The following is a 23,407-nucleotide window of genomic DNA, read 5'->3' on the forward strand; positions in this document are numbered from 1 at the left end:
GTAACTCTGGTTAGTACGGATCGTGAACATACTTCGACAGCGACACCCCTCAGCGAGGTCATCACCATGCAGAAGATCGGCATCATCGGCGGCGGCATACGCGGCGGCATGTACGCGCACTCCCTGCGCGGCTTTCCCGGCGCCGACGTCCGCGCCGTCTGCGACATCTCCGAGCCCGCGGCCCACAAGGTCGCCGCCGACTTCGGCCTCACCCCCTACACCGACCACCGCGCGATGCTCGCCGACGAGGACCTGGACGCCGTCATCGTCGCCACCCCCGACTTCGCCCACCGGGACGCGGCCGTCGACGCCGCCCGCGCCGGGCTCCATCTGCTGGTGGAGAAGCCGCTGGCGACGACCGCCGAGGACACCGAGGCCATCCGCGCCGCCGTCGGGGAAGCGGGCGTGCAGTGCATGGTCGGCTTCGAGAACCGCTGGAACCCGGCCGTCCGCCGCATCCACGACCTGGCCGCGGCGGGCGAACTGGGCCGCGTCCTCACCCAGAACATCCTGCTCAGCAACACCACTCACGTACCGACGCGGATGATCGGCTGGGCCGCCCGCTCCTCCCCCGCCTGGTTCCTGATGAGCCACACCGTGGACGCCGCGCTGTGGGTGAACGGCCGCACCGTGACCTCCGTAGACGCCCGCGGCTCACGCGGACGGCTCGCCGCCCTCGGCGTGGACACCTGGGACGTCGTCCACGCCCTGCTGACCTTCGACGACGGCACCACCGCCAGCCTCACCTCGACCTGGGTGCTGCCGGAGACCATGCCCTCCGTCGTCGACTTCCAGTTCCAGGCCGTCGGCGAGACCTCCGCCGTCTACGTCGACCTCCAGGACCAGAGCGTCCGGCACGCGGGCCCCGACGGCTTCCGCTGGCCGGGGCTGCTCGGCGGCGAGATCGACGGACGGCTCCAGGGCCCGCCCACCTGGATGGTCCAGGACTTCGTCACCCGCCTGGAGAACGGCGAACCCGTCGGCCCCGGCCTCGACACGGGCGCCGTGGTCACCGACGTGGTCCTCGCCGTCCACCGCTCCCTGGAGACCGGCGCCACGGTCACCGTCCCCGCCCGTACCGCAGGCATCCGTACCGCAGACTTCCGTACCGCAGACTTCCGCTGAGGAGAGCACGATGACCGAGCTCCAGCCGCCGCCGGGCCGCTCCCGTACGGACGCCGGGTCCGCCGATCCGCCCACCCGCCCGCTGGGCGCGAAGGTCACCCTCGTCGCCGCGGTCATCGGGCTCATCTACGGGTACGACAGCGGCTCCATCAGCGGCGCCCTCCTCTTCCTGGAGGACGACTATCACCTGAGCACGCTGTGGATCTCGGTCATCACCTCCATCGTGGTCTTCGGCAGCATCATCGGTGCCGCGATCGGCCCGCGGATGGCGAACGAGCTGGGCCGCCGGACGACCATGCTCATCCTCTCCGCGGGTTTCGCCCTCTTCGCGGCGCTCAGCGCCGTCCCCTGGGGCGTGTGGTGGCTGACCGGCGTCCGGCTCCTCCTCGGCGTGACCATCGGGCTCTCCACGGTCGTCGTCCCCGTCTTCATCTCGGAGTTCGCGACCGACCGGGACCGCGGCAAGCTCGGCACCGCCTACCAGTTCTTCGTCAGCGCGGGCGTCGTACTGTCGATGCTCACCGCCTGGCTGCTGGCCGGCACCCGCTCCTGGGAGGTCATTCTCGGGCTGTCCGCGCTCCCGGCCCTCGCCGTCTGCCTCCCGCTGCTCCGCTTCCCCGACAGCCCGCGCTGGTACGCCATGAAGGGCCGCCGCGAGGACGCGCTGGCCACCCTGCGCCGCGTCGACCCGCGGGCCGACCCCCGTCCCCGGCTCGACGCCATCGAGGCGGACCTGGCCGGGGGCGAACAGGGCCGGTTCCGGGAGATGTTCACCAGGCGCTACGCCCGCGCCACGTTCTTCGTCATCGCCTTCGGCTTCTTCGTCCAGATCACCGGCAACAACACGGTGCTGTTCTACAGCCCCACCATCTTCAGGACGGCGGGCATCAGCGGCGAGTCCGACTCGATCCTCGTCTCCGCCCTGGTCCAGGCCGTGGCCGCGCTGGGCGTCGTCCTGTCGATGCTCGTCGTGGACCGCTGGGGACGCCGCCGCCCCCTCATGATCGGCACGACCGCCATGGTCGTCGGCCATCTGACGATGGCCCTGGTCTTCGCCCGGCCCGACCAGACGACGGCGACCGGCTACCTCGCCGTCGCCGGGCTGAGCGTCTTCTACGTCGGCTTCTACTTCGGCATCGGCTCGCTCATCTGGGTCTACACCGGCGAGGCCTTCCCCGCCCGGCTGCGCAGCGTGGGCGCCGCGGCCCTCCTACTCTCCGACTTCACCGCCAATCTCATCGCCACGTTCGCCTTCCCCGGCGTCCTGCGCTCGCTCGGCGGCTCGTTCAGCTTCGGCGTCTTCGCCGTGCTCTCACTGGTCGCCCTGCTCTTCCTCCACCGGACGGCGCCCGAGACCAAGGGCCGCTCGCTGGAGGAGATCCGCGGCTACTGGGACAACGGCGGCCGCTGGACCGCCGCCTGAGCCCGAGGCTCAGCCCTCCCCCTACGGTGATTCCGGCAGCGAGGACGGGTCCGTGGCGACGGTGCGGAGGCGGGTCAGGGCGGCGTGGGCGGCGCGGTCGTAGCTGACGGACTCGCCGTGCAGGACGGACTCGGCGTTGGCCATCTCCAGGAACGCGAGGAGTTCGAAGACGAGTTGGGGGACGTCGGCGTCCCCGTCGATCTCTCCGGCCGCCTGCCCCTCCCGTACCGTCTCCTCGACGTGCGCGCGCCAGTCGGCGCGGGCCGTGGCGAGGGCGTCGTGGACCTTGCCCTCGCGGGCGTCGAACTCGGCCGCTGCCGCGTAGAAGAAACAGCCGCCGGGGAAGACACGCTCCCGCGAGTACGCCAGCCAGTTCAGGCACAGGTGCCACACGCGGTCGATCCCGGGCGGGAGTTCACTTGCGGGCCGGACCACGTGCTGGACGTACACCTTGACCGCCGCGCGTACGGTCGCGAGCTGCAGGTCCTCCTTCGAGCCGAACAGCGCGAAGACCCCGCTCTTGCTCAGCTTGAGCTCGCCCGCGAGCCGTCCGAGGGAGAGCCCGTCGAGGCCCTCGACGGAGGCGAGGTCCACGGCGCGCTTGAGGATCAGCGCCCGCGTCTCGTTCCCCCGCGCGACCCGCCCGTCGGTGCGCGCACCGCTCGACGCACCGCTGCGTGTGGCTGCCACGCCCTCGTCCACCTGCCCTCCTGGGCCGACCTCCTGGCGCCGACGAGGTTACTCGATGGGCGCCGGGACCCTGTTACATTAACACGAACGGTCGTGCAGATTGTTTACCTCACAAGGAGAACGCCATGCCGTCGTCCCCCGCCGCCCCCATATGGTTCACCTCGTGGCAGCCCGGCCCCGCCGCGCCGCACGACACCTCCGCCGCCACCCTCCTCGTGAGCGTCACCGAGTTCGCACCGCGCCGCCCCTGGACCGCGCTGGGCGTCACCAGGGCCGGGTTCGCCCTGCGCCGCGCCTGGCCGGACGTCGACGGCGCGATCGGCGTCTGGCTCTGGACCGTCCCCGGACTGCTGCGCCCCCGCACCGGCTCGGTCTCCCTGTGGCACGACGAGAAGGACCTGCACGGCTTCGTGGCCCGCCCCGACCACCGGCGCATCATGCGCGCGTACCGCGACCGCGGCACCCTGCGCGCGACGACCTGGCACACGGACCGCACCGACGGCCCCCACGGCTTCGACAAGAGCGCCACACTCCGCGAGGCCCGGGAGCAGATCACCACGTGGGCCACGGCGACCCCGTAGTGCCGCCGTAGCGACGCCGCCCGGTCCGCGCGACATGCTGAGGGCCGGGCCACCGTCCAGGACCTTCAGCGAGAGGGGCGACGCGCATGCGCACGGACCGGAGTACGGACCGGCGTCCGGATCAGGAGCCCAGCGACGCCTCGGCGTTGCTCGTGAACTCCGCCGGGGAGTACCTGCTCCACCTGCGCGACGACATTCCCGGCATCCGGCAGCCGGGCCGCTGGGCGTTGCCCGGGGGCGGGCGGGAGGCGGACGAGACGCTGCGGCAGACAGTCGAGCGGGAGTTGGAGGAGGAGGCCGGGCTGCGGGTTCCCGGCCTGTCGCCGTTCAGCGTGGTGGAGACGGCCGACCCCGACGGCCGCCCCGTGCGCGTCCAGGTCTTCCTCGGCGCGTGGGACGGGGACCCGCACGCCCTGACCGTGCACGAGGGCGTGATGCTGCACTTCTTCCCCGCCGCGACGCTCCCCCGGCTGAGGCTCTGCCCGGGCACCCGTACGGTGCTCCGCGAGCACCAGCGCACCCGGGCCGCCGGGACCGCCCCCGCCGCAGGAGTCCCTCCGTCGCGGCACGCCTGGGACCGGCACTACGCCGAGGGCCGCAACTTCCGCCCGCTGGGAGACGAGGAGTCCGCGCTCCTGGCCACGCACCTGAGCCCCGCGCGGCCGGACGCCCGGGCACTGGACCTGTGCTGCGGTACGGGCGAACTCGCGCGCGCCCTCGCCGCGTCGGGCTACGAACGGGTGGTCGGCGCCGACTTCGCCCCCAGCGCGCTGGCGCGGGCGCGAGCGGAGAGCGCGGGCGTGGCGGGCGTCGAGTTCCTCGGCTTCGACATCGAGCGCGACAACCCCGCGTACCGCCTGCCGCACCCCGACTTCGACCTCGTCACCTGCCGCCTCTCCCTCGCCTTCCTGCACGACCCCGCCGCCTTCCGCGCCCGCCTGCACGCCCTGGTACGGCCGGGAGGCCGGGCCTGCGTGATCACCCCGCTCGCCGACCGGGTCCCCGCCGCCAGGCGCGGCACCGCCGTCGGCCAGGCGGCCCTGGACGCCCTCGCGGGCGACTGGCCGCACACCCAGCACGACGCGGCGGGCCTGGCCGTCCTCGTCCTCCACCCGCCGCGGCACGCCTCGCCCGTGACCCGATCGGAGCATCAGGAATCGCGGGGGTGAGGGATGGCGGTGACCGTTTTACTGTCAGCAACACCTTCCCTTGGAGGCGCAATGCGTATCCGTACCGGAATTGCCGCGACCGTGATGGCGGGCGCGATGGTGTTCGGGGCCGGTTCTGCCGCGGTGGCGGCCGACAACCCCGAGGACGTCGTCCAGAACCGTCCGGTGAGCGTGACCGACGACGGTCCGACGGGCCTCGGGGTCAACCTGCTCTGCGGCATCGGCCTGCTGGGGCAGGGGTCCTGCGGCAACTGAGTGCTGATGGGCTGACCGGCTGCGAGAAGGCCCCGCTCCCCTCGCGGAGCGGGGCCTTCCGTACGTCCCGGGGCACCCCGGCGCCGTTAGACTCGGCCGGAAAACGGAGCGACGCTCCGTTCAGCCGGGCGGTACGGAGGGAGAGTGCGGTGACCGGGGTGGAGCAGTCCCCAGAGGTGCCCGCGCGGGCCGAACGGACCCAGCGGACCCAGCGGGCCGACGCGCGGCGCAATCAGCAGAAGCTGCTGGACGCGGCCGCCGAGGTGTTCGTCAGCTCCGGTGTCGACGCCCCGATCCGCGAGATCGCGTCCCGCGCGGGGGTGGGCATGGGGACGATCTACCGCCACTTCCCCACCCGCGCCGACCTCGTCATCGCCGTATTCCGGCACCAGGTCGAGGAGTGCGCGGAGGCCGGTCCGCGGCTGCTGGCCGAGGCGGACTCGCCGTTCGGGGCGCTGCGCGAGTGGATCGGCCTCTTCGCCGACCTCCTGGTCACCAAGCACGGGCTCGCCGAAGCGCTGCACTCGGAGGCCGACGGCTTCGCCTCGCTGCACTCGTACTTCCTGGACCGCCTGCTGCCCGTGGCCGAGCTGCTGCTGCGCGCCGCGGTCGACGCGGGCGAGGTCAGGTCCGGCACGCGGCCGTACGAGCTGATGCGCGGCATCGGCAACCTCTGCGTCGGGGGCGACAGCGATCCCCGCTACGACCCCCGCCGGATGATCGAGCTGCTGCTGCTGGGGATCCGGGAACCGTCCAGCTCCTGAGGGGGTGGGGGCGGGGGCGGGGCCTCAGGGCGTCGTCGTCAGCAGGGATCTCGCCAGGCTCCTCACCTCCAGGTCCGGGTGCGGCGTGCCGTCGCACGGGAAGCCGGAGACGACGCGGCGCGGGGAGGTGGCGAGGTGCTCGACCGCGGGCCCCGCCTCGGCCGGGAGCAGGCGCATCTCCGTCAGCGCGCGCAGAGCGGCGGGGTATGGCTCGTGGACGTCGCCCGCGCGGACGAGCTGGTCCGCGATCACCGCCGCCAAGTTCCGGTCCCGGTCCCGGTCGCGCGTGGAGCCCTCGACGCGCCAGATCGCGGCGGCGGCGTCGGCGCGGCTCTCGCGGGCGGGCGCCCTCAGCCGTTCCTCCAGCAGCGGCAGCAACGACGCGGCGGCGGGGCCGAGTCCGCCTGCCACCCGGACCGCCTCCGTACGCCGCGCGACGTCGTCCCAGGCCGTCCGTATCGCGTCCAGGGCGAGCTCCGTCCCGGCCGTCACGGCCGCCCCACCCGTCCCGCCCGTGACGCGCACCAGTGCCGCCGCTGCCGCGAGGTCGCCCGCCTCGGCCCGTGCGCGCAGGGCGCGCGCCGCCGCGGGGCCCGCGGTCCCGCCCAGGGCGGCCAGGACCCGGGTGGCGGCGGGCGCGGTGGGCAGGTGGCGGACGAGGGCGTCGGTGTGGGTGGCCGCGAGGGCGGGGAAGCGGGCGAGGACGTCCAGCCACTCGGCGCACGGCCGCGCGGCCACGCGCCGCGCCACCGGCTCCGCCGCCTCCCCGAACACGTCCACGGCCGCGGTGACGACGACGCCGGGCGCGGTGAACGGCGTGAGCCGGAGCGTGCGCGTCTCCTCCGGACTCTCGTCCATCAGCCGCAGGACGAGGCCGAGCGCGCCGGGCACGCGCAGCCGTACCGCCGCGTACGTCGCGGCCATCCGTACGGCCGGGTCCTCGGACCGCAGATGCGGGTCGAGCCACGGCGCGGGCTCCCCGCCCTCCAGCGCGGCACCCACGCGCGCCACCCCGCACAGGTACTCCGCGTCCACGGCGTCCGCATCTGCGACCTCGGCGGCCGCGACCTCGGCGGCGAGCCACGGCAGGACGTCCCTCTCGCGGTCGCGCCACGTCTCGGTGAGGTCCCAGGCCAGCGGCACTCCGCGCGCGACGGCGCGCAGCGCGGCTTCGGGGTCGTCCAGCAGGCGGTCCGTCAGCGGGACGTACGACGCGGGCCACGGGTGGTCCGTCTCGTCCTCCTCCCTCGCGTCGTGCGCGTCGAGTGCCGTCTCGACCAGGTCGGCGGGGAGCGGCAGCGGGGCCGTGCGCAGCAGGTCCGTCACCGCGGCCCGGCGCACCTCCGGCGGCTCGGGGCGCTCCCGCGCGCCCAGCAGCTCCCGGTTGCGGGCGCGTGCGCCGTCCGGCGAGGGGTCGAGCAGGCCGAGTGCCGTGACGAGGTCCGCGCGGGCCTCGGCGTCGTCCTCCTCGTCGAGACGCGCCCGCAGCAGGGGAAGCAGCGGAAGGGAGGCCTCCGCGCAGGCGGCGACGGTCCAGACGAACGCCCGCCGTACGCCGGCGTCCGCGTCCCCCGCCAGGGCCAGCAGCGACGGGAGCGCGGTGGCCACGGCCCGGCGCACCCGCCGGTGCTCGGGGCCCGTGCCGTCGGCGGCGCCGTGCAGCAGCCAGAGCAGCGGCAGCCGGTGGCCGGGCCCGTCGAGCGCGAGCCGGGCGAGGAACGGCACGGCGGCGGCCGTGGCGGAGTAGACCGACCCCTGGTGGCAGAGCGACGAGAAGAGCGTGTCCAGCGCCTCGTCCCGGGCTTCCGCTTCCGCTTCGGCTGAGGCGAGCGCCCGCAGCAGGCCGGGTATGTCGTCGGCCGGGCCGTACGCGTGCTCCAGTGCGGCCCAGTCGAGGGCGTCGATCCCGCCGGTCTCGTCCAGCATGTGCATGACCTTATCCCCGCCTCTACCTCTGGTTAGAGACGGCTTTCGCCCTCACGTCCGATACCGCGGCGGCCGTGGGTTCCTAACCTTGAGGTACGTGAGTGAACGGAGCGCCGCGGGATCCGGACCCCGGGTCCCGGCGCCGTCGAGAGGAACACCGCAGCATGAGCACCGCGCACGCGCCCAAGGAGGCCGACGTCATGGCCGGTTCCGGTTCCGGTTCAACCAGCCCGTCCCCGCGTTCCGGGCGTTCCGGGCGCGACGCGCTCGGCTCGGCGCTGGCCGGTGGCTATCTGATCCTCTGCGCGGCCCTGCTCGTCTGGGCGGTCGTGGTGAGCAACGGCGACAACCCCGACGCGTCCTTCGCCGGGGTCATCCCCATCTTCGCGACCGCGCCGGTGAGCATGGTCTTCCTCGTGCTGCCGGACCACGCCTCCGCGCTCTACATCGCCGTCGGCCTCGGCGCCCTGGTGAACGCCGCCCTCATCCACTGGTGCGCCCGCGCCCTGCGCCGGGGGCTGAAGCGCGGCTGACCGTACGGCCGGGCCGTACGATCGCGGCCGTACGGTCAGCCGCGTGCCCGGAGCGTCTCCGCGATCTCCTCGTCCGCCACGCCCATCGCCGCGTCGGCACGGACGTACCAGATCTCGCGCCGGGCCGGTGCCAGGCCCTCCCACGGGTGGCGGTCGGCGCTGAAGCCGAGCGTGGCGTAGAGCGCCCTGGCGTAGCGCTCACGTCGGGCGTCCCGTTCGGTCACGCGTCCTCCTCCGGTGGTCCGGGGACGAGCGTATGCGACATTGGATTCCCCGGTCGCCGGGAGAGGACGGGTCGCGACTCCCGTCCCCCCGCAAGGCAAGGAGTGTGCGGATCTTGTCCACCTTCGTGGTCTTCGACCTTGAATTCACCTCGTGGCCGGAGGCACTTGAGCGGGACTGGGGAGAGCCAGGACAGCTCCGCGAGATCGTGCAGATCGGTGCCCTGCGGCTGAGCGAGGACTGCGCGGTCGTCGAGGAGTACGAGACGCTGGTCCGGCCGGTCGTCAATCGTGAACTTTCGCCGTACTTCACGGAGCTGACCGGAATCGGCCAGGAATCCGTGGACCGGGACGGGGTCTCCCCCGCCGAGGCGCTCAGCGAGTTCCTGGGATTCTGCCGGGGGCAGTCGGTGCTCTCCTACGGGAACGACATGGTCGTTCTCGGCGAGAACATGGGCTGGGCCCGCGCCCGTGGCGAGCAGCTCAAGCACAGCTTTCTCGACGCCGGATTCCTGAATGTCCGGCCGTGGCTGAACACGGTCGCGCCGAGCACGGCGCCGATGAATGTGGGCCGCCTCTGGGAAGTGCTCGGCCTCCCCCGCCCGGCCGCCGGGAAAGAGCATTCGGCGCTCTTCGACTGCTATTCCTTCGCCGCCGCGCTGAAGCATCTGCGCGACCACGGGCACCCGTTGCCCGAGGGATGCGTGCGCTGAGCGCCCGTACGGGCGCTCAGCGGCGGGCGCTCAGTGGTCGAAGACCTCGCCGAAGTTGATCCCGGCGGTCCCGGTGAAGCCGAAGTCGGCGGGGTTGAACGAGGTGATGCCGTCCGTCGTCAGGCCCGAGGACGCGCCGCGCAGCACCCAGACGGCGCCCGCGTCCTCCACCGTGCCGATGTCCTCGCGCTCGGCGCCGACGAAGAGGTCGGCCTTGCCGTTCTTGTCGATGTCCGCGAGGTGCACGCCGGAGCCGAAGCGGTCGCCCTCCTCGCCGACGCCGGGGACGCCGGTGGTCTCCTGGTGGAAGGTCTGCGCGCCGGTGGCGCTGACGCCGTCGGCGGAGCCCTTGAGGAGGACGGCCGTACCGGCGTTCGTACCGCGGACGACCTCGCCCGGGACGCCGACGGCGATGTCCGCGTAGCCGTCGCCGGTCACGTCCCGTACGGAGACGTCGGCGCCGAAGGTGTCGCCGGGCTCGCCCGTACCGGGGACGCCGGGGCTGGTCTGGTCGTAGCTGACGGCCTCCTTGCCGGTGTTCAGGCCGCCCTGCGCGCCCCACCAGACGGTGACGGAGCCCGCCTCCCGGCCGCCCCAGGGCTCGCCGGTGACCAGGTCGTCCTTGCCGTCCTTGTTGATGTCGCCGGTCGCGACGGAACGGGTCTCGGTGCCGCCGTCGGAGAGGACGGTGTGGTGGTAGCCGATGTCGCCCGGGCCGCCGCGGAAGGTCGCCAGGTAGTCGCCGTCGCCGTCCCCGCGCTTGCCGTACAGGACGAAGTCGTTGGCCGAACCGCCCGTGAAGTTGCCCGAGGCGACGCCGTCGAGCTGGACGTCCTTGGGCAGGAAGTCGTCCTCCAGGCCGAACGCGACATCGCTGCCGTCGCCCTTGGGCGTCGCCTCCGAGTACCACCAGAAGTGCCGCCCGCTGACGATCTGGAGCTGCGGGGTGCCGTCCCCGTCGAGGTCGCTGAAGGAGGCGCCCTGGCCGAAGTTCCGGTCGGCGGCGTCGGGCGCTTCGAGCGCGATGCCGCCATTGGTGAGGCCCTTGGCGCCGCCCCACAGGATGGTGACGCTGCCGTCGGGCTTCCCGTCCACCTTCTCGTACGGGGCGCCGACGACGAGGTCGGCGTAGCCGTCGTGGTTGACGTCGCCGCTGGTGACGTTCTCGCCGAACTGGTCGCCCGCCTCCGCCGTTCCCGGCACGCCCGCGCTGTCCTGGGTGAGCCGCGCCGAGCGGGACGGGGAGACCCCGGAGGCCGAGCCGTACGTCACGACGACGGCACCGGCCTTCCCGTTCGCCTTCGGCACGCCGATGGCCACGTCGGGGTAGCCGTCGCCGTTGAAGTCCTCACGCTGCCCGGAGGGCGCGTCCGGAGCGGGCGCCGGGGCGGCTGCCGGTGTGGCTTTCGGCGCCGGTGCCGGTGCGGCTGTCGGTGCCGCTGTCGCGACGGGAACCGCGAGGCCGGTGACGGCCAGGACCGTCAGGGTCGCTGCTGTGACAAGCGTGCGGGTGCGCATACGGGGCCTCTTCGCTCTCGTCCAAGACGGGTGGGTGGTGCCGGGGTTGAGACCGCTCAGACGTACGAATGGTTGTGCGCACAGGGGAAGTTGGGGCTTCTGGGGCTGCTGGTCTCTATCTCCGGTTAGAGGCGACGATCAGCCTGTGGACCGATGCCGCGCCGTGCGCCGCGGCCATAACGTGATCCCTCGACAGGCCGCGGAGGGGATACCCGGCCACGGTCCCGGGGCCGGAATTCCCGACGGGAGGGGGAATTCCGGCCCGTGGCGGGACAGTGACAGGACTTCGACGTCCAAGGAGATCACCCGTGTTATCACGCATTTCCCAGAGCACACGTATGTCCAAACGCACGACGATACGCGTCGCGGCCGCCGCGACCATGACGCTCGGCGTCACGTCCGGACTGCTCGTGAGCGGCGTCGGCGAGGCCAACGAGCCGCAGAAGGAGGGGCCCGCCACCCTCCAGGACTTCGCCGCCGCGAGCGCCCCGCAGTGGAATTTCGCCCGCGCCAATTCCAACGACCCGTGCTGGCCCGAGGACCCGTTCAACGGGGACGGCACACCGAAGCCCGGCGGCGACGTCAAGAACTGGCCGGACTCCGACGGCGGCTGCGCGCCGCACGGCGAGTATTTCCCGACCTTCTACACGGTCAAAAAGTGCAACCCGGACGAGATCCGCGTCAGCTACTCGATCTATCAGGCCACGAGCGGTTTCGAACCCTCCGGCCACCCGCACGACTTCGAGCACATCGATGTCGTATGGAACAAGAACGGCGACGACTGGACCCGTTCCAAGCTGCTCATGAGCAAGCACGGCGGGCACCGCAGCACCGACTGGGACGACGCCGAGAGCTGGAGCGCGGACGGGAGCGGCGCGGGCCTCGGCCGCGAGTATCCGCGGATCTTCGTCGGCTTCGGCAGCCACGCGATGTTCAACGACCAGAAGGAAGGGCTCAAGGACGTCGCGTCCGCCTACACCGACAAGGAGTACCGGCAGGCCGACTACCCCTCCTGGTCCGGTGAGGAGGGCCGTCTCGTCGAGGTCGCCCCCGACGGGGACCTCTACAAGAAGTTCAAGGACGAGGCCGACGCCTTCGGCAAGGCCGACAGCAACCCGGCGAAGGTGGCCGACGAGATGTGCGAGCACGCCTGATCCCGTGACCCGTGACCCCGTACGGGGACGGGCGGCACACAGACTGAGCGAGGGGCCCTCGCCCCCGTGGGGCCTCTCGCTCACCCACGGCCCACCGGCTCACCCCCGCCTCGCGGAGGGGGCGGCCGACGCGATGAGGTGGTCGACCACGCCGGGCAGGCCGGAGCCCCGCCGGTGGGCGGCCCGCTGCCGGTCGGCGCCGTTCCCGCCGAGGCGCAGGCGCGACCAGGCCCCGCACACCAGCTCCAGGTCCCCGTGGTCCCGCAGCGCGGGCCCGATCCAGGCCAGGAGCCGGTCGAGGCGTACGGCGGTGGGGACGAGCCTGCTGGCGGGCAGATCGACGCTCTGCCCGGACAGGCCGTCACGGGCGGCGCGCCAGCAGGCGGCGCGCAGCAGCTCGGGGCGCGGGCGCGGCGCGGCCTCCCCGGCGGCGACGGCGGCGAGCGCCGTCGCCGCCATCGCCTTGACCAGCGCGGCCAGGAGCGTGCTCTCCTCGGCGGTGGCCATGGCGTCGGGCGCCCGGAACTCCAGCGTCGGCACATGGCTGGAGGGCCGGATGTCCCAGTACACGCCTCCCCGGTCCATGAGCGCCCCGGTCTCGACGAGACGGCCCACCAGCTCGTCGTAGTGCGCGGGGGACTCCAGGTACGGCGGCGGGCCCGCGACCGGCCAGCGGGCCAGGGTCATCGTGCGCCAGCTGGCGTAGCCGGTGTCCACGGCCTGCCAGTACGGGGAGTTGGCCGACAGCGCGATGAGCGCCGGGATCCAGCAGCGCAGATGGTTGCTGACCTGGAGGGCGCGGGCCGGTTCGGGGATGCCGACGTGGATGTGGCAGCCGCAGGCGGTCTGCTCGTCGTCCAGCGCGCGGAAGGTCGCCACACTCCGCGCGTACCGCGCGCCCTCCGAGATCGGCGGCGGGACCGTCTGGCCGAGGACCGGGGAGCCGCTGGAGACGATGCACAGGCCCTGCTGCGCGGCCGCCCGCGCGACCCCGGCGCGCAGCTCGCGGACCTCCTCGCCCAGCTCCCCCACGGTGGTGTGCGGCACGGTGCGCGCCTCCACCTGATAGCGCGTCAGCTCCGGTACGGCCCGGTCCCCGAGTCCGTCGGAGGCGGCCACGGCCGCCACGTCCTGGCCTCGCGGCTCCACCTGGCGCGTCACCGGATCGACGAGCAGATACTCCTCCTCCAGCCCCACCGTGGGCCCGGTCACGACAGAGCGCCGCCCGTCACCCGGACCAGAAGTGCCTTCCGCCGCGCCACGTTCGGCTTCGCCGTCATGCCGTCCAGGCTGTCACCCGGCGGCCCCGGAGAACACCGGGCGTCGCCCGCGCGCACGAGGCGTCCGGCGACACGAAGCCGCCCCGCCGGAAGAGCTCTTCGGACCGTTCCGCGTCGAACGTACGGAACCAGCAGCGCTGATGGGCGAGGACCGTGCCACTCTCGTCCTTGACGTAGTAGTCCTTGGCCAGCAGGTCGGCCTCCGCCGCGTGGACCTGCTGGGAGTACACGAGCCCGCCGGGCAGCGGCCGTTCGGCGTCGGTGTGCGGGGGCTGGACGGCGATCAGGAGGCGGCCGCCGGGCCTGAGCGCGGCGTGGACGTTGCGCAGGGCCCGCACGTTGTCGCGCTCCTCCACCAGGTGGCTGGAGAGCGTGAGGCCGGACTCCTCCCCCTCCTCGCGGAGGAAGGCCCAGATCCCGCCGAGGGAGAAAGCCGCGTCGAAGGCGGCGGAGAAGTCCAGGCGCACGACGTCCCGCAGCAGCAGGCGGGCGCGCCCGCCGAGCCGCTCCCTGGCCTGCGCGAGCATGCTCCCGGTGAGGTCGATCCCGGTGATCCGCAGCCGTGGGCCGCCCGCTTCCAGCAGTGCCTGCGCGGCGAGGCCGGTCCCGACGCCGAGTTCGAGGAGGTCCCGGCGGCCTTCGAGGAGGCCCAGCAGGCCGCGTGCGTAGCGCCCGTAGTCGTAGTAGCCGGAGGTCATGATCGCGTCGTAGTGCCGGGCGAGCCCCGCGTAGGAGTTGATCACGGGACCCCTCAGTACTCCATGCCGTTCCCGTCCACCGGTATCACCGCGCCCGAGACGCCCTCCGCGGTGGAGACCCAGTGGACGGCGTGGGCGATGTCCTCGGGCCGGGCGAGGGGGCCGAGGGGGATCTGCTGGGTGAGCACGGCGCGTTGGTCGGCGGTGAGGCGGGCGGTGGCGTGGGCCAGGGGGAGGCCGGGCGCGACGACGTTGGCGGTGATGCCGTGCGAGCCGTAGACGACGGTGAGCCTGCGGGCGAGGTCGAGCAGGGCCGACTTGGACGTGGCGCAGTGGACGGGGTCGCCCTCGGTGGAGCCGGGGACCGCGCCGCCCATGAGGATGATGCGGCCGAACTCGCCCCGCAGCATGCCGTACAGGGACTCCCGTACGACGGACGAGGGAAACGTTCCGTCGTTGCGGAGCCGGGCGTCGCTCGTCCCCGGGTTCGCGACGAGGACCTCGACCGGGCCGTGCCGCTCCTCGACCGCCCGCCAGGTCCCCCGTACCTGGCGGGCGTCGGTCACATCGCACGGGAGCGAGAGGAACTCCTCGCCGTCCGGCGGCACGGCCCGGTAGGTCGCGGCCACCCGGTCGCCCACCGCCTGGAGATGGCGCGCGACGGCCAGCCCGATGCCGGTGTCGCCCTCGGTGACCAGGACCGAACGGCGGTGCCGCGGGCGCCCGTCCGGGACGGCTTCGGGGGCGGCGGCCACCGCGTGCTGCCGAGGGGCCGGGACGCGGGCGAGCCGACGGCCGCGCGGCGTGCGCGCTTCCCGGCCGGGATCTCGACGGCGCCACACGGCAACTCCCCCTTCCCCACTGCCCGCGACGTGCGCAGGACCTCGTGAACGGACACGTCGTTGCTGGTCAGGTGCCAAGGGGGCCACGCATCGCGCCGGGCGTGCCGCGCACGCCCGGCAGCCGTACCGACCATCCCCCCGTAACGGTCGGGAACGGCTTGCTCACTTCTGCGTGACGGAACATACTCAACGGGTCGCACGCAGCGAATGCAAGCAGCAAGGTGTGCATGATCCGCAATCTGCGGACTTTGCCGGAGGAGGTCCGGCCAAAGTCGGGCGGAAACAGCCAGAGGGAGGTGCGCGTGGCCCGCGAACGGTCCGGTCCGAACTTCGCGCACGTCGTTCTGGCCACGCGGCTGCGGATCCTCCGCAAGGCGGCGGGTCTCTCGCCCCAGCAGGCGGCCGACGCGCTCGGCGCCCACGGGGACACGGTCCGCCGTATCGAGCAGGCCAAGACGTCGCTGGACGCGGGACAGGTCCACACGCTGCTGACGGCCTACGGCGCGGGGTCCGAGGAGATCGAGGACTTCCTCGGAAAGCTTTCGGCCGCCAGCCTGCCCGGCTGGTGGCACCCGTGGCGCGCCGTCATGGACCCCTGGCAGCGGGACCTGATGAGCGTGGAGTCCGCCGCGCGCATCATCAGGATCTGGGAACCGGCCCTCGTACCTGCGCTGTTACGGACGCCGGCGTACGCCCGCGCCCTCGACGAGGCGCTACGGCCGGATCTCGCCCCCGCGGAGCGGGAGCAGCGGACCGAACTCCTGATGGCGCGACAGGAGCGGTTGCGGGCTCAGCGGACGCGTATCTGGGCACTCATGTCGGCATGCGCGCTCCACACCCGGGTCGGCGACGAGGAGGTCATGGCCGAGCAGCGCAAGGCCCTCCGCGCCGCGGCCGAACGGCCCGGGCTCACCTTGCAGATCCACCCCCTGACGGGTCCCCCGCACGCCCTGACCGGCATCCCGGCGCTGACGCTCTACCGGGTCGAATCGCCGGAGATCCCCGACCGTATGGTCCGGGAGGCGGGGCCGGTCGGCACCGCCGACGTCTGGGACACCGACACGGCGGCCACCACCGTCACCAACTACCGCCTGCTGATGGATTTCTCCAGCACGAGCGCGCCCCATCCCGACACGTCGAAAGAGGTTCTCGAATGACCGAGCGACAACCGTCGAACACCCCGCACCAGATCGACACGACCGTGGCGCACAGCGCCCGGGTGTGGAACTACTGGCTCGGCGGCAAGGACTTCTTCCCGGCCGACAAGACCGCGGGCGACGCCTACGCCAGCAAGTACCCGCTCATCACGCAGTTCGCCCAGGAGTCGCGGGACTTCCTGCGGCGGACGGTCAGCCATCTGGCGCGGGACGCCGGGGTCCGCCAGTTCCTCGACCTGGGCGCCGGATTACCGACCAGCAACAACACCCACGAGGTCGCCCAGCGCATCGCCCCCGAGTCCCGGGTGGTCTACGTCGACCACGACCCGCTCGTCCTGCTCCACGTCCACGCGCTGCTGACCAGCACCCCCGAGGGTGCCAGCGCCTACGTGGAGGCGGACATGCGCGACACCGACGCCGTCCTGGAGGGCGCGGCCAAGACGCTCGACATGAGCCGGCCCACGGCCCTGGTGATCAACGACGTGCTGGGGCACATCGTGGAGTGGGACGACGCGCTGTCCCTCGTACGGCGGCTGACGGACCGGCTCCCCTCGGGCAGCTATCTCGCGCTGAGCCACTCGACGGCCTCCGACGAGGAGCACAGGGCGGTGCAGGACGAGTACAACGGCTCCGGCGCGATCCCGTACATCTTCCGGGAGCCCGAGGTGACGAAGGCGTTCTTCGACGGTCTGGAGATGGTCGAGCCCGGCATGGTGTCGTGGCCCAACTGGCGCCCGGACCCGACCACGGGCCGCACCACCGAGCGGGCGGGGTGGGGCGCGGTCGCACGGATCCCGTGACGAGCGACGCGCTACCGAACGACGCGCGGCGCCGTGGTACGCGGCGTGCGGCACGGCCCGCGCCGTCGTCGGCCTCTGTGACGGCGCCGTCCTCACGGGCGGCGCCGTCCCCGGCCGACGGGGACACGGGCTTCGGCACGGTCCGGCGGCTCACGCACGCGGCGGCCGAGTCGCAGGACGCGCTGCTCGCGGAGGCCGCCGCGCTGGTCGACGGCTGGGCGGCCGTCGTGAACCCCCTGCACGGCACCGTGCACAGCGCGCCGCGCGGCGCGGGCCCCGCCGCCGTGGGCGCCGCCGCGCGCCCGCACGCGTATCCGCGGCTGCTCACCCGCCAGGTGGCGGGGGCCGTCCTCGTGCTCGGCCCGGGCGGCCCGGGCGGTCCGGGCGGTCCGGCGCGCGCCGCCGAGGCCGCGCTCGTCGCGGAGACGACGGCCGATCTGCTGCGCGTACGCTCGCGGCGCGCGGACGAGGCCGAGCAGCGCCTGCACACGGCGGTGCTGCACCTTCTGCTGCGCGGCCAGCGCCAGTTGGCCACCGACGCGCTGGGCGGTACGGCCGCGACGCACGCCACGGTCTACCGGCTGACCGGCGACGCCGTCCGCGCAGCGCACCGGGAGGTGTGGCGCGAGGCACGGGCTGGCGCGGGCGGCGGCTCGCTGCTGATCTGCCTGGACGGCGCCGACGAGCTGGTGGTCGTCGCGTTCCACGGCGCGCACGACCAGCAGCACGCGATGCTCTCGCTCATGGCGCGCGTCGCGGACCGGCACGAGCTGACCGGCGGTGCCTCCGACCCGGCGCCGCTCGACATGATCAGCACGGCGTGGGCCGAGGCGGGGACCGCGCGCGACAGCGCGGCCGTCGGCTGCCTCACGACGAGCCTCGGCGCCCACGAACTGCTGCACGTCGTCCCCGGGGAGCGGCTCGCCGCCTGGTCCGGTGCCGTCCTCATGCCGCTCCAGCGGGAACAGCGCCGCACGCTGGAGGCGTGGCTCAGGTCGGGCTCGGCCCACGCGGCGGCGCCCGTGCTCGGCGTCTCCGAGGGCACGGTCCGCGCCCGGCTGCCGGTGATCGCCTCGCTGCTCGCGGCCGACCTGGACCACCCCACCGTGCAGGCCCAGCTGCTGCTGGCCCTGCGCGCCCCGGCCGCGCCGTCGGCGCCGCCGGTCCGGCCGGCCCCCGATCCGCCGCTGCCCGTCGCCCTGCTGAGCCCCGGGGAGGCGGCGCGCTGGGCCTCCACGCTGCTCTCGCCGCTCGACGCGCAGCTGCGGATCGCCGTGCGCTGCTGGCTCCGGCACCGCGGCCGTACCGCGCCCGCCGCGGCGGAGCTGTGCGTCCACCGCGAGACGCTCACCAGCTGGCTCGCCAAGTGCGGCCGTCTGCTGGACCTCGACCTGTCCTCGCCCACGGTGAGGGCGGAGCTGCACCTCGCCGTGGAAACCCTCGCGACCCCCGACGACGTCCCGGCCAAGCTCCCGAGGAGGGGCGGCAGGACGTATCGGGGGCCGCGGTTGTGACGGCCGTCAGAGGGGGGTGACGGCCGCCGGTCCCGGTGCGCCCGGTCGGTCAGGCGGCGTAGCCCTTCGGGGGGATGAGGCTGGCCAGCTGGTCGAAGGAGAGCCAGTAGATCTGGTTGCCGCCGAAGGACGCGGGGTCGGCGATGAGGACCGTACGGTTGGCGTCGTCATAGCCGATCACCGTGAAGTAGTGGTAGATCGTCTGGTCGCCGGGGTAGCCGGGCGGCTGGTTGCCGGGCGGGGCGACGATGTTGGCGACGACCGGGTAGTTGTTGTCGACGTCCTTGACGATGTCGTTCCACAGCAGGTCCTTCTGGCCCTGCGTGGGCGGGTCGTTGGGCATCTCCTTGGTCTCGTACCAGCCGGTGCCGAGGTTGGCGTTGAGGACGCCGGTCACCTGGCTGATGTGGTCCGTGCCGCCCTCGTGGGTGCCGAGCTGCGCGGCGAGGTCCCCCTGGCTGGGCGGCCCGACGCGGGCGGAGAGCGCGATACGGGTGGCGGCGGGGCCGCACCAGTAGCCGGTCTCCTGGACCTGGTAGTCGACCTTCAGGGTGTGCGCGCTCTTCGTGCGCGCGCCCTCGACGCTCAACCGGGTCCCCGGCTCGTTCTGCCCGCTGACGACGGCGGTGCCGGACTCCGTGCCGCCGCCGAGCACCTCGACGGGGGCGGAGGCGGAGGCGCCGCGAGCGGCTGGCCCGCTGTCCGCGTGGGCGACGGCGGGGGTGACGAGGGCACCGACAGCGGCCACGGCGACGGCCGTCGAGACGAGTCTCTTACGCATACGGACTCCTGGAGGAGAGGTGGGGGGGGAGAAAGGGGACGGACGCGCGCGTCAGGAGATCGGCGGAACCGTCGGGCCCTCCTGGGCGAGCAGGTCGCGCGCGAACTGCTCCCACTGGGCATAGCGGTCGGGGTACGCCGAGACCTGCACGGCCTGGCAGACGTCGCCGGGCGCCATGGTCTCCCAGCCCGCTATCTGGATCAGCCCGGGATTGCTGCCGAAGTCGGCCACCCCGTAGAAGGACTTCGACGAGGTGGGCACGTCGGTGATCTGCTCGGGGGTGCCCCAGCCGGTGCTGGGGCGCTGCTGGAAGATGCCGAGGGAGTCGTGGTCGACGGGCGTCAGGTAGTTGACGAACTTCGACTCCTGCATGGCCGTCATCAGCGCGATGACCTGGCCCTGTTCGGGGATGCCCGCGCCCTTGCCGACGCCGATCACCGTACGCGCGTTGGCCAGCTCCTCCGGGCCGAGGTCGGCGGCGGTCCTGAAGGTCCGGCGCAGCTCGGCGTCGGGGGCCCGGTCGAGGGCCTTCGCGGTGTCCCTGTCGACGGTGCCGGTACGGGGGAGCCCGTGCCGTTCCTGGAAGTTCTTCAGGCCGTGCCCGGCGCCCGCCTTCTCGTTCTCGGCGGACGCGGACGGTGAGGGGGACGAGGGGGAGGAAGCCTGGGCCGTGCCCGGCACGGCGAGCAGCGTCCCCGCGGCGACGAGTGAGGCGGCCAGAACGGCGGGGCGGGTGAGGTGGGTACGCAACGCCAGCTCCTTCGCGACGTGGTGGGGGGGATGGAAGGTGCGACAGCCCGAACAGGCTCCTCGCATGGGCATGACAGGCGCAACGCCCGAAAGCCCAGGCTTACACCGCTCCCCCGCCGCGCTCCCCGCTACGCAGCAGCGCGCGGCCCTCGGCGGTCGCCACATGGAGGGACCGCCCGCCCCGCCGCACCGTCGTGACCAGGCCCGTCGCGCGCAGCACCTTCACATGCTGGCTCACCGCCGGATGCGTGACCCCCAGCAGCCGGGCCAGCTCCACCGTGGACGCCCCCGTACGGGCCGCGCGCAGCACGGCGGCGCGGGTGTGCCCGATGAGCTGCCCCAGGGGCCCGCCGCCCTCCGGGCGTCCCGGCGGCTCCGTGCGGGACCAGTCCCTCTCATGGCCGATCGGATACACCAGAACGGGCGGCAGCGCGCCGTCCGCCAGCGTGATCGGGGTGGGCCAGCAGAAGAAGGAGGGCTGGAGCAGCAGCCCTCGCCCGTTCAGCCGAAGGTCGTGCTCGACGGGATAGTCGGCCTCCAGTACGGGCGGACGCCAGCGGAACCGGGGGCCGAGCCCCGCCAGCAGCCCGTCCACGGCGCCGTCGAGGAGCCCGTGCACGCGCAGCGCGCGGTCGGCGTCGATGTGCGCGTGCACCCGCGGCCAGAAGGGGGCCAGCACCTCCCGGTGGTACGCGCCCAGCACCTGCCCCAACCGCCGCAGCGCGGCGCTGTCCCCGTCGGCCAGCGCCGTCGTCCACCCCGGCAGCCGCCGCGTGGCCGCCACCCGCGTCAGGTCGGCGCGCAGCCGCGGCCTGGGCGTACGGACGAGCGTGTCGACGGCCGCCTGGAGCGACGCGCGTTCGCCGTACGTCGGGGTGAGGAAGTCGGGCGAGCAGCCGTGCGGCGGCAGGAGCGGCGACAGCAGCCGGCAGCTCTCCGGCAGCCGGGGCCGTGCCCAACGCCGCCACTCGCCGAACTCCCGCGTCCCGTCCGTGCGTTGCAGGGTCTGGATGCTGTTGCTGATCTCCCACAGGTAGTCGGGCCCCGGCGCGACCCGCACCCGCGCCAGATCCTCGGACGTGAAGTACACCCGCAGCATGGCCCACCTTCTCCCCCGCGCCGCCGCTCCGCAGACGCCCAGGCGACCGCCGGGGGACGGCCGCTGTCAAGAGCCGCGAGGCGAGGGGCGGGAGTCAGTCGCCCAGCAGGTTCTGGACCGTGCCGAGTTCCTTCCACTTGCCGTTGCGGCGCTCGTCGACCCAGATCGGGCGGTCCTGGGCGCGGTGGTTGCGGAACTCGTAGCGTCCGAGGAGGCCGTGCGTCGTGCTGCCCTCCAGGTCGGCCCGGAGCGCGCTGCGGACCTCGACGATCTGCGGGTCGTTCTTGAGCGCGTCCGGCAGGTGCTTGGCGAGGACGAGCGTCGCGTCGTACAACTCGGCAGCGCCGCGGTGCTTCAGCAGCGGCTTCACCTCCGCCGGGGCTGCGCACAGCTTGGGCATCAGCGCGCAGTCCGGCTTCTGCGACTCGTCCCGGTACTGGCGGAAGCGGAGCGAGCCCTCCGGCAGGTCGCGGGCCGCGTCCTCGCCCGTGATGCGCTCCTCGGCCGGGTCGCACAGGTCGCCGAGCGCGGGCTCGACCACGGCAAGCCGCTTCTCCTTCTTCAGCGCCCCGATCCACGACTCGGAGGAGGTCGGGAGCGTGGCGGCCTCGGTCCGCTTCTGCCGCAGGTCCTGCGCGACCATGTCCTTGTCGATCTCGTCGCTGTCGCCGCTGGGCTGCCGGTACGCCAGGCCGCTCTCCTTGAGCCCCGCCGTGGTGCCCTCGCCCTCCTCGATCTCCATGTCGTCCTCGGCGCCGACGAGCACCCTTTTGACGCCCTTCACCTGCTTGAGGTAGCGGCCCTCCTGCTTGCCGAGCTCACGGGCTCCGGCCAGGGTCGAGTAGTCGTCGTTGCTGTAGCGCAGGCTGGAACAGGTGTCGAGGGAGGCCATCTCCCGGCCCGGGTCGTTCGAGCTCATCGACATGTCGAGGTCGCTCGCCGCGCCGACGACCGCGATGGTCCCCTCCGGGACGTCCTGTGCCGCGTCGCCCGAGTATCCGGTCTTGACGGGCAGCACACGGACGGGGAGCTTCTTCCCCTTCTGGCCCTTCATGCCCTCCTTGAGCGCCGCCCGGACGACGCGGGCCCGCTGTTCGCCGCTGACCTCGGTGCCGGTGGCGTCCTCCTCGTACGCGACGGCGATCGTGTAGCCGTTGTACGGGGGCGCGGGCGAGCCGGTCGAGGAGGTGGGGAGCGGGCGCGGGTGCGGCCCCGGGCCCGGTTCGGGGTCGTCGTCCATCTGCGCTATGCCTATGCCGCCGAGCAGCACGACCCCCGCGAGCGCCCCGCCGAACAGCGCCTTGGACCGGTTCGGCCGGGGCTGGTCGGGGATCGGGGGCGGCGGGACGATGGGGGCGAGGGGCCGACGCGGCGGCGGGTCGTACGGGGACGAGTCGGCGGACGCCTTCGCCACGGCCCCGGACTTGGGCTCCGGCTCCGGTTCCGGTTCCGTTTTCGGAGCCGGTACGGGCTTGGGTTCGGGTTCTGGTTCGGGTGTGCCGTCGATGAGAGCCTGGACGCGGGCGAGGGCTTCGTCGGCGTCGGCGGGACGCTCGTCGGGGTCGCGGGCCATCAGCGCGAGGACGAGGCGGTCCACGGCCGGGGACAGTTCGGTACGGGCGCGGGAGGGCCGCAGCGGGGTGTCGTTGAGGTGGTTGAACATCACCCCGGCCGCCGAGCCGGTGTACGGGGGCCGCCCCACCAGCAGTTCGTAGAGCACGCAGCCCAGCGCGTACAGATCGGTGCGCCCGTCCAGGTCCTCCTGGCGGAACTGCTCGGGCGCCATGTACAGCACGCTGCCGAACGGCATCTGCCCCGTCTGCGTCAACTGCGGGTCGGTCGCGCGGGACTCGATGAACTTGGCGATGCCGAAGTCCACGACCTTCGCCGTCCCGTCCCGCGCCACCATGACATTGGCGGGCTTGATGTCCCGGTGCACCACACCCGCCGCATGCGCGGTCGCCAAAGCCCGGCACACATCCGCCGTCCACCCCAGCGCGTCCCCCAGCGACGCACGCCCCGAGGCCAGCAACTCCTCATGCAGCGTGCGCCCCTCGACCAGCGTCATCACCAGATACGGAGTATCCCCGTCCGTCCCATGGTCGTGCACCGCCACGATGTACGGACTGTCCAGCGCGGCGGCGGCACGGGCCTCCCGCTGGAAGCGGCCCAGCAGCTCTTCCTCGCTGGTCTCCGCGCCGGAGCCGCCCGCGCTCTTCCCCGTCCCCGCGTCCTTATCCGTATCCCTACTCGTCGGCCGCCCCGGGGTGAGCAGTTTGACCGCGACGTCACGGTCCAGCTCGGCGTCGCGCGCCCGCCAGACCTCCCCCATACCGCCCGAGCCGAGCAGCTCCAGCAGCTCGTACCGCCCATTGACACGTCGTCCCCGCACGCCGTCCCCTCCCCGTCGATCT

Annotated in this window: 23 protein-coding genes; 12 read left to right on the top strand and 11 right to left on the bottom strand. The window is 73.3% G+C overall.

The features are described from left to right. Window positions 1–66 precede the first annotated feature (66 nt). Together ACGF3A_RS24275 and ACGF3A_RS24280 are read left to right on the top strand one after the other, a co-directional pair. Window positions 67–1,125, top strand: coding sequence for a Gfo/Idh/MocA family protein (locus tag ACGF3A_RS24275; protein WP_393732364.1), 1,059 nt, complete (start codon window positions 67–69; stop codon window positions 1,123–1,125). A gap of 10 nt (window positions 1,126–1,135) precedes the next feature. Then, the gene (locus tag ACGF3A_RS24280; protein ID WP_393732365.1) at window positions 1,136–2,548 is read left to right on the top strand and encodes a sugar porter family MFS transporter; all 1,413 of its coding nucleotides are present in this window, start codon (window positions 1,136–1,138) and stop codon (window positions 2,546–2,548) included. A 21-nt stretch (window positions 2,549–2,569) separates the two neighbouring features. On the opposite strand, the gene ACGF3A_RS24285 is transcribed toward ACGF3A_RS24280, so the two are convergent. Then, window positions 2,570–3,238, bottom strand: coding sequence for a TetR/AcrR family transcriptional regulator (locus tag ACGF3A_RS24285; RefSeq protein ID WP_393732366.1), 669 nt, complete (start codon window positions 3,236–3,238; stop codon window positions 2,570–2,572). Window positions 3,239–3,363: 125 nt separating this feature from the next. Here ACGF3A_RS24285 and ACGF3A_RS24290 point away from each other — a divergent pair, with 125 nt between their 5' ends. The 4 genes from ACGF3A_RS24290 (at window position 3,364) to ACGF3A_RS24305 (ending at window position 6,007) form a co-directional block, all read left to right on the top strand. After that, the gene (locus ACGF3A_RS24290; protein ID WP_393732367.1) at window positions 3,364–3,819 is read left to right on the top strand and encodes a hypothetical protein; all 456 of its coding nucleotides are present in this window, start codon (window positions 3,364–3,366) and stop codon (window positions 3,817–3,819) included. An 86-nt stretch (window positions 3,820–3,905) separates the two neighbouring features. Further along, window positions 3,906–4,988 (top strand): methyltransferase domain-containing protein, encoded by a 1,083-nt coding sequence (locus ACGF3A_RS24295; protein WP_393732368.1) that lies wholly within the window; start codon window positions 3,906–3,908, stop codon window positions 4,986–4,988. A gap of 51 nt (window positions 4,989–5,039) precedes the next feature. Further along, window positions 5,040–5,243, top strand: coding sequence for a hypothetical protein (locus tag ACGF3A_RS24300; RefSeq protein ID WP_393732369.1), 204 nt, complete (start codon window positions 5,040–5,042; stop codon window positions 5,241–5,243). A gap of 149 nt (window positions 5,244–5,392) precedes the next feature. Then, window positions 5,393–6,007 (top strand): TetR/AcrR family transcriptional regulator, encoded by a 615-nt coding sequence (locus tag ACGF3A_RS24305; protein ID WP_393732370.1) that lies wholly within the window; start codon window positions 5,393–5,395, stop codon window positions 6,005–6,007. A gap of 24 nt (window positions 6,008–6,031) precedes the next feature. On the opposite strand, the gene ACGF3A_RS24310 is transcribed toward ACGF3A_RS24305, so the two are convergent. Beyond that, window positions 6,032–7,933 carry a hypothetical protein gene (locus ACGF3A_RS24310; protein ID WP_393732371.1) on the bottom strand — a complete coding sequence of 634 codons (1,902 nt, stop codon included), beginning with the start codon at window positions 7,931–7,933 and terminating at the stop codon, window positions 6,032–6,034. Window positions 7,934–8,097: 164 nt separating this feature from the next. Here ACGF3A_RS24310 and ACGF3A_RS24315 point away from each other — a divergent pair, with 164 nt between their 5' ends. After that, complete coding sequence (locus ACGF3A_RS24315) at window positions 8,098–8,466, top strand: SCO4225 family membrane protein (protein WP_393732372.1); 369 nt, start codon at window positions 8,098–8,100, stop codon at window positions 8,464–8,466. 35 nt (window positions 8,467–8,501) lie between these two features. On the opposite strand, the gene ACGF3A_RS24320 is transcribed toward ACGF3A_RS24315, so the two are convergent. Beyond that, window positions 8,502–8,690, bottom strand: coding sequence for a hypothetical protein (locus ACGF3A_RS24320; protein WP_393732373.1), 189 nt, complete (start codon window positions 8,688–8,690; stop codon window positions 8,502–8,504). A gap of 113 nt (window positions 8,691–8,803) precedes the next feature. Between ACGF3A_RS24320 and ACGF3A_RS24325 the strand changes: the two genes are divergently transcribed. Then, window positions 8,804–9,400, top strand: a complete 597-nt coding sequence (locus ACGF3A_RS24325; protein ID WP_393732374.1) for an exonuclease domain-containing protein — start codon at window positions 8,804–8,806, stop codon at window positions 9,398–9,400. A 30-nt stretch (window positions 9,401–9,430) separates the two neighbouring features. Here ACGF3A_RS24325 and ACGF3A_RS24330 read toward each other — a convergent pair whose 3' ends face one another. After that, window positions 9,431–10,918: a hypothetical protein gene (locus ACGF3A_RS24330; protein WP_393732375.1), complete on the bottom strand. Its 1,488-nt coding sequence runs from the start codon at window positions 10,916–10,918 to the stop codon at window positions 9,431–9,433. 338 nt (window positions 10,919–11,256) lie between these two features. On the opposite strand from ACGF3A_RS24330, the gene ACGF3A_RS24335 reads away from it, so the two are divergent. After that, a complete protein-coding gene (locus ACGF3A_RS24335) occupies window positions 11,257–12,072 on the top strand; it encodes a hypothetical protein (RefSeq protein WP_393732376.1) in 816 nt (271 codons plus the stop codon). A gap of 99 nt (window positions 12,073–12,171) precedes the next feature. On the opposite strand, the gene ACGF3A_RS24340 is transcribed toward ACGF3A_RS24335, so the two are convergent. The 3 genes from ACGF3A_RS24340 to ACGF3A_RS24350 form a co-directional block, all read right to left on the bottom strand. Continuing rightward, on the bottom strand, window positions 12,172–13,284 hold the full coding sequence (locus ACGF3A_RS24340; protein WP_393732377.1) for a glutamate--cysteine ligase: 1,113 nt from the start codon (window positions 13,282–13,284) through the stop codon (window positions 12,172–12,174). 64 nt (window positions 13,285–13,348) lie between these two features. After that, complete coding sequence (locus tag ACGF3A_RS24345; RefSeq protein WP_393732378.1) at window positions 13,349–14,095, bottom strand: class I SAM-dependent methyltransferase; 747 nt, start codon at window positions 14,093–14,095, stop codon at window positions 13,349–13,351. 8 nt (window positions 14,096–14,103) lie between these two features. Continuing rightward, a complete protein-coding gene (locus ACGF3A_RS24350) occupies window positions 14,104–14,892 on the bottom strand; it encodes an SDR family oxidoreductase (protein ID WP_393732379.1) in 789 nt (262 codons plus the stop codon). A gap of 302 nt (window positions 14,893–15,194) precedes the next feature. Here ACGF3A_RS24350 and ACGF3A_RS24355 point away from each other — a divergent pair, with 302 nt between their 5' ends. From ACGF3A_RS24355 to ACGF3A_RS24365, 3 genes are all read left to right on the top strand, one after another. Further along, the gene (locus ACGF3A_RS24355; protein ID WP_393732380.1) at window positions 15,195–16,049 is read left to right on the top strand and encodes a helix-turn-helix domain-containing protein; all 855 of its coding nucleotides are present in this window, start codon (window positions 15,195–15,197) and stop codon (window positions 16,047–16,049) included. Further along, on the top strand, window positions 16,046–16,849 hold the full coding sequence (locus ACGF3A_RS24360) for an SAM-dependent methyltransferase (protein WP_393732381.1): 804 nt from the start codon (window positions 16,046–16,048) through the stop codon (window positions 16,847–16,849). The genes ACGF3A_RS24355 and ACGF3A_RS24360 overlap by 4 nt, the downstream gene beginning before the upstream one ends. Window positions 16,850–16,926: 77 nt before the next feature. Next, complete coding sequence (locus ACGF3A_RS24365) at window positions 16,927–18,363, top strand: helix-turn-helix domain-containing protein (protein ID WP_393732382.1); 1,437 nt, start codon at window positions 16,927–16,929, stop codon at window positions 18,361–18,363. A gap of 49 nt (window positions 18,364–18,412) precedes the next feature. Here the strand turns inward: ACGF3A_RS24365 and ACGF3A_RS24370 are convergent, their stop codons facing one another. The 4 genes from ACGF3A_RS24370 to ACGF3A_RS24385 all read right to left on the bottom strand — a co-directional run bounded on the left by ACGF3A_RS24370 (window position 18,413) and on the right by ACGF3A_RS24385 (window position 23,385). After that, window positions 18,413–19,144: a C39 family peptidase gene (locus ACGF3A_RS24370; protein WP_393732383.1), complete on the bottom strand. Its 732-nt coding sequence runs from the start codon at window positions 19,142–19,144 to the stop codon at window positions 18,413–18,415. 51 nt (window positions 19,145–19,195) lie between these two features. Beyond that, a complete protein-coding gene (locus ACGF3A_RS24375) occupies window positions 19,196–19,894 on the bottom strand; it encodes a peptidoglycan-binding protein (RefSeq protein WP_393732384.1) in 699 nt (232 codons plus the stop codon). A 100-nt stretch (window positions 19,895–19,994) separates the two neighbouring features. Then, window positions 19,995–20,993 carry an ArsR/SmtB family transcription factor gene (locus ACGF3A_RS24380; protein WP_393732385.1) on the bottom strand — a complete coding sequence of 333 codons (999 nt, stop codon included), beginning with the start codon at window positions 20,991–20,993 and terminating at the stop codon, window positions 19,995–19,997. 94 nt (window positions 20,994–21,087) lie between these two features. Continuing rightward, a complete protein-coding gene (locus tag ACGF3A_RS24385) occupies window positions 21,088–23,385 on the bottom strand; it encodes a protein kinase (RefSeq protein ID WP_393732386.1) in 2,298 nt (765 codons plus the stop codon). Between the last annotated feature and the right edge of the window lie 22 nt (window positions 23,386–23,407).

The organism is Streptomyces sp. NPDC048172, assembly GCF_043202595.1.
Taxonomy (GTDB): domain Bacteria; phylum Actinomycetota; class Actinomycetes; order Streptomycetales; family Streptomycetaceae; genus Streptomyces.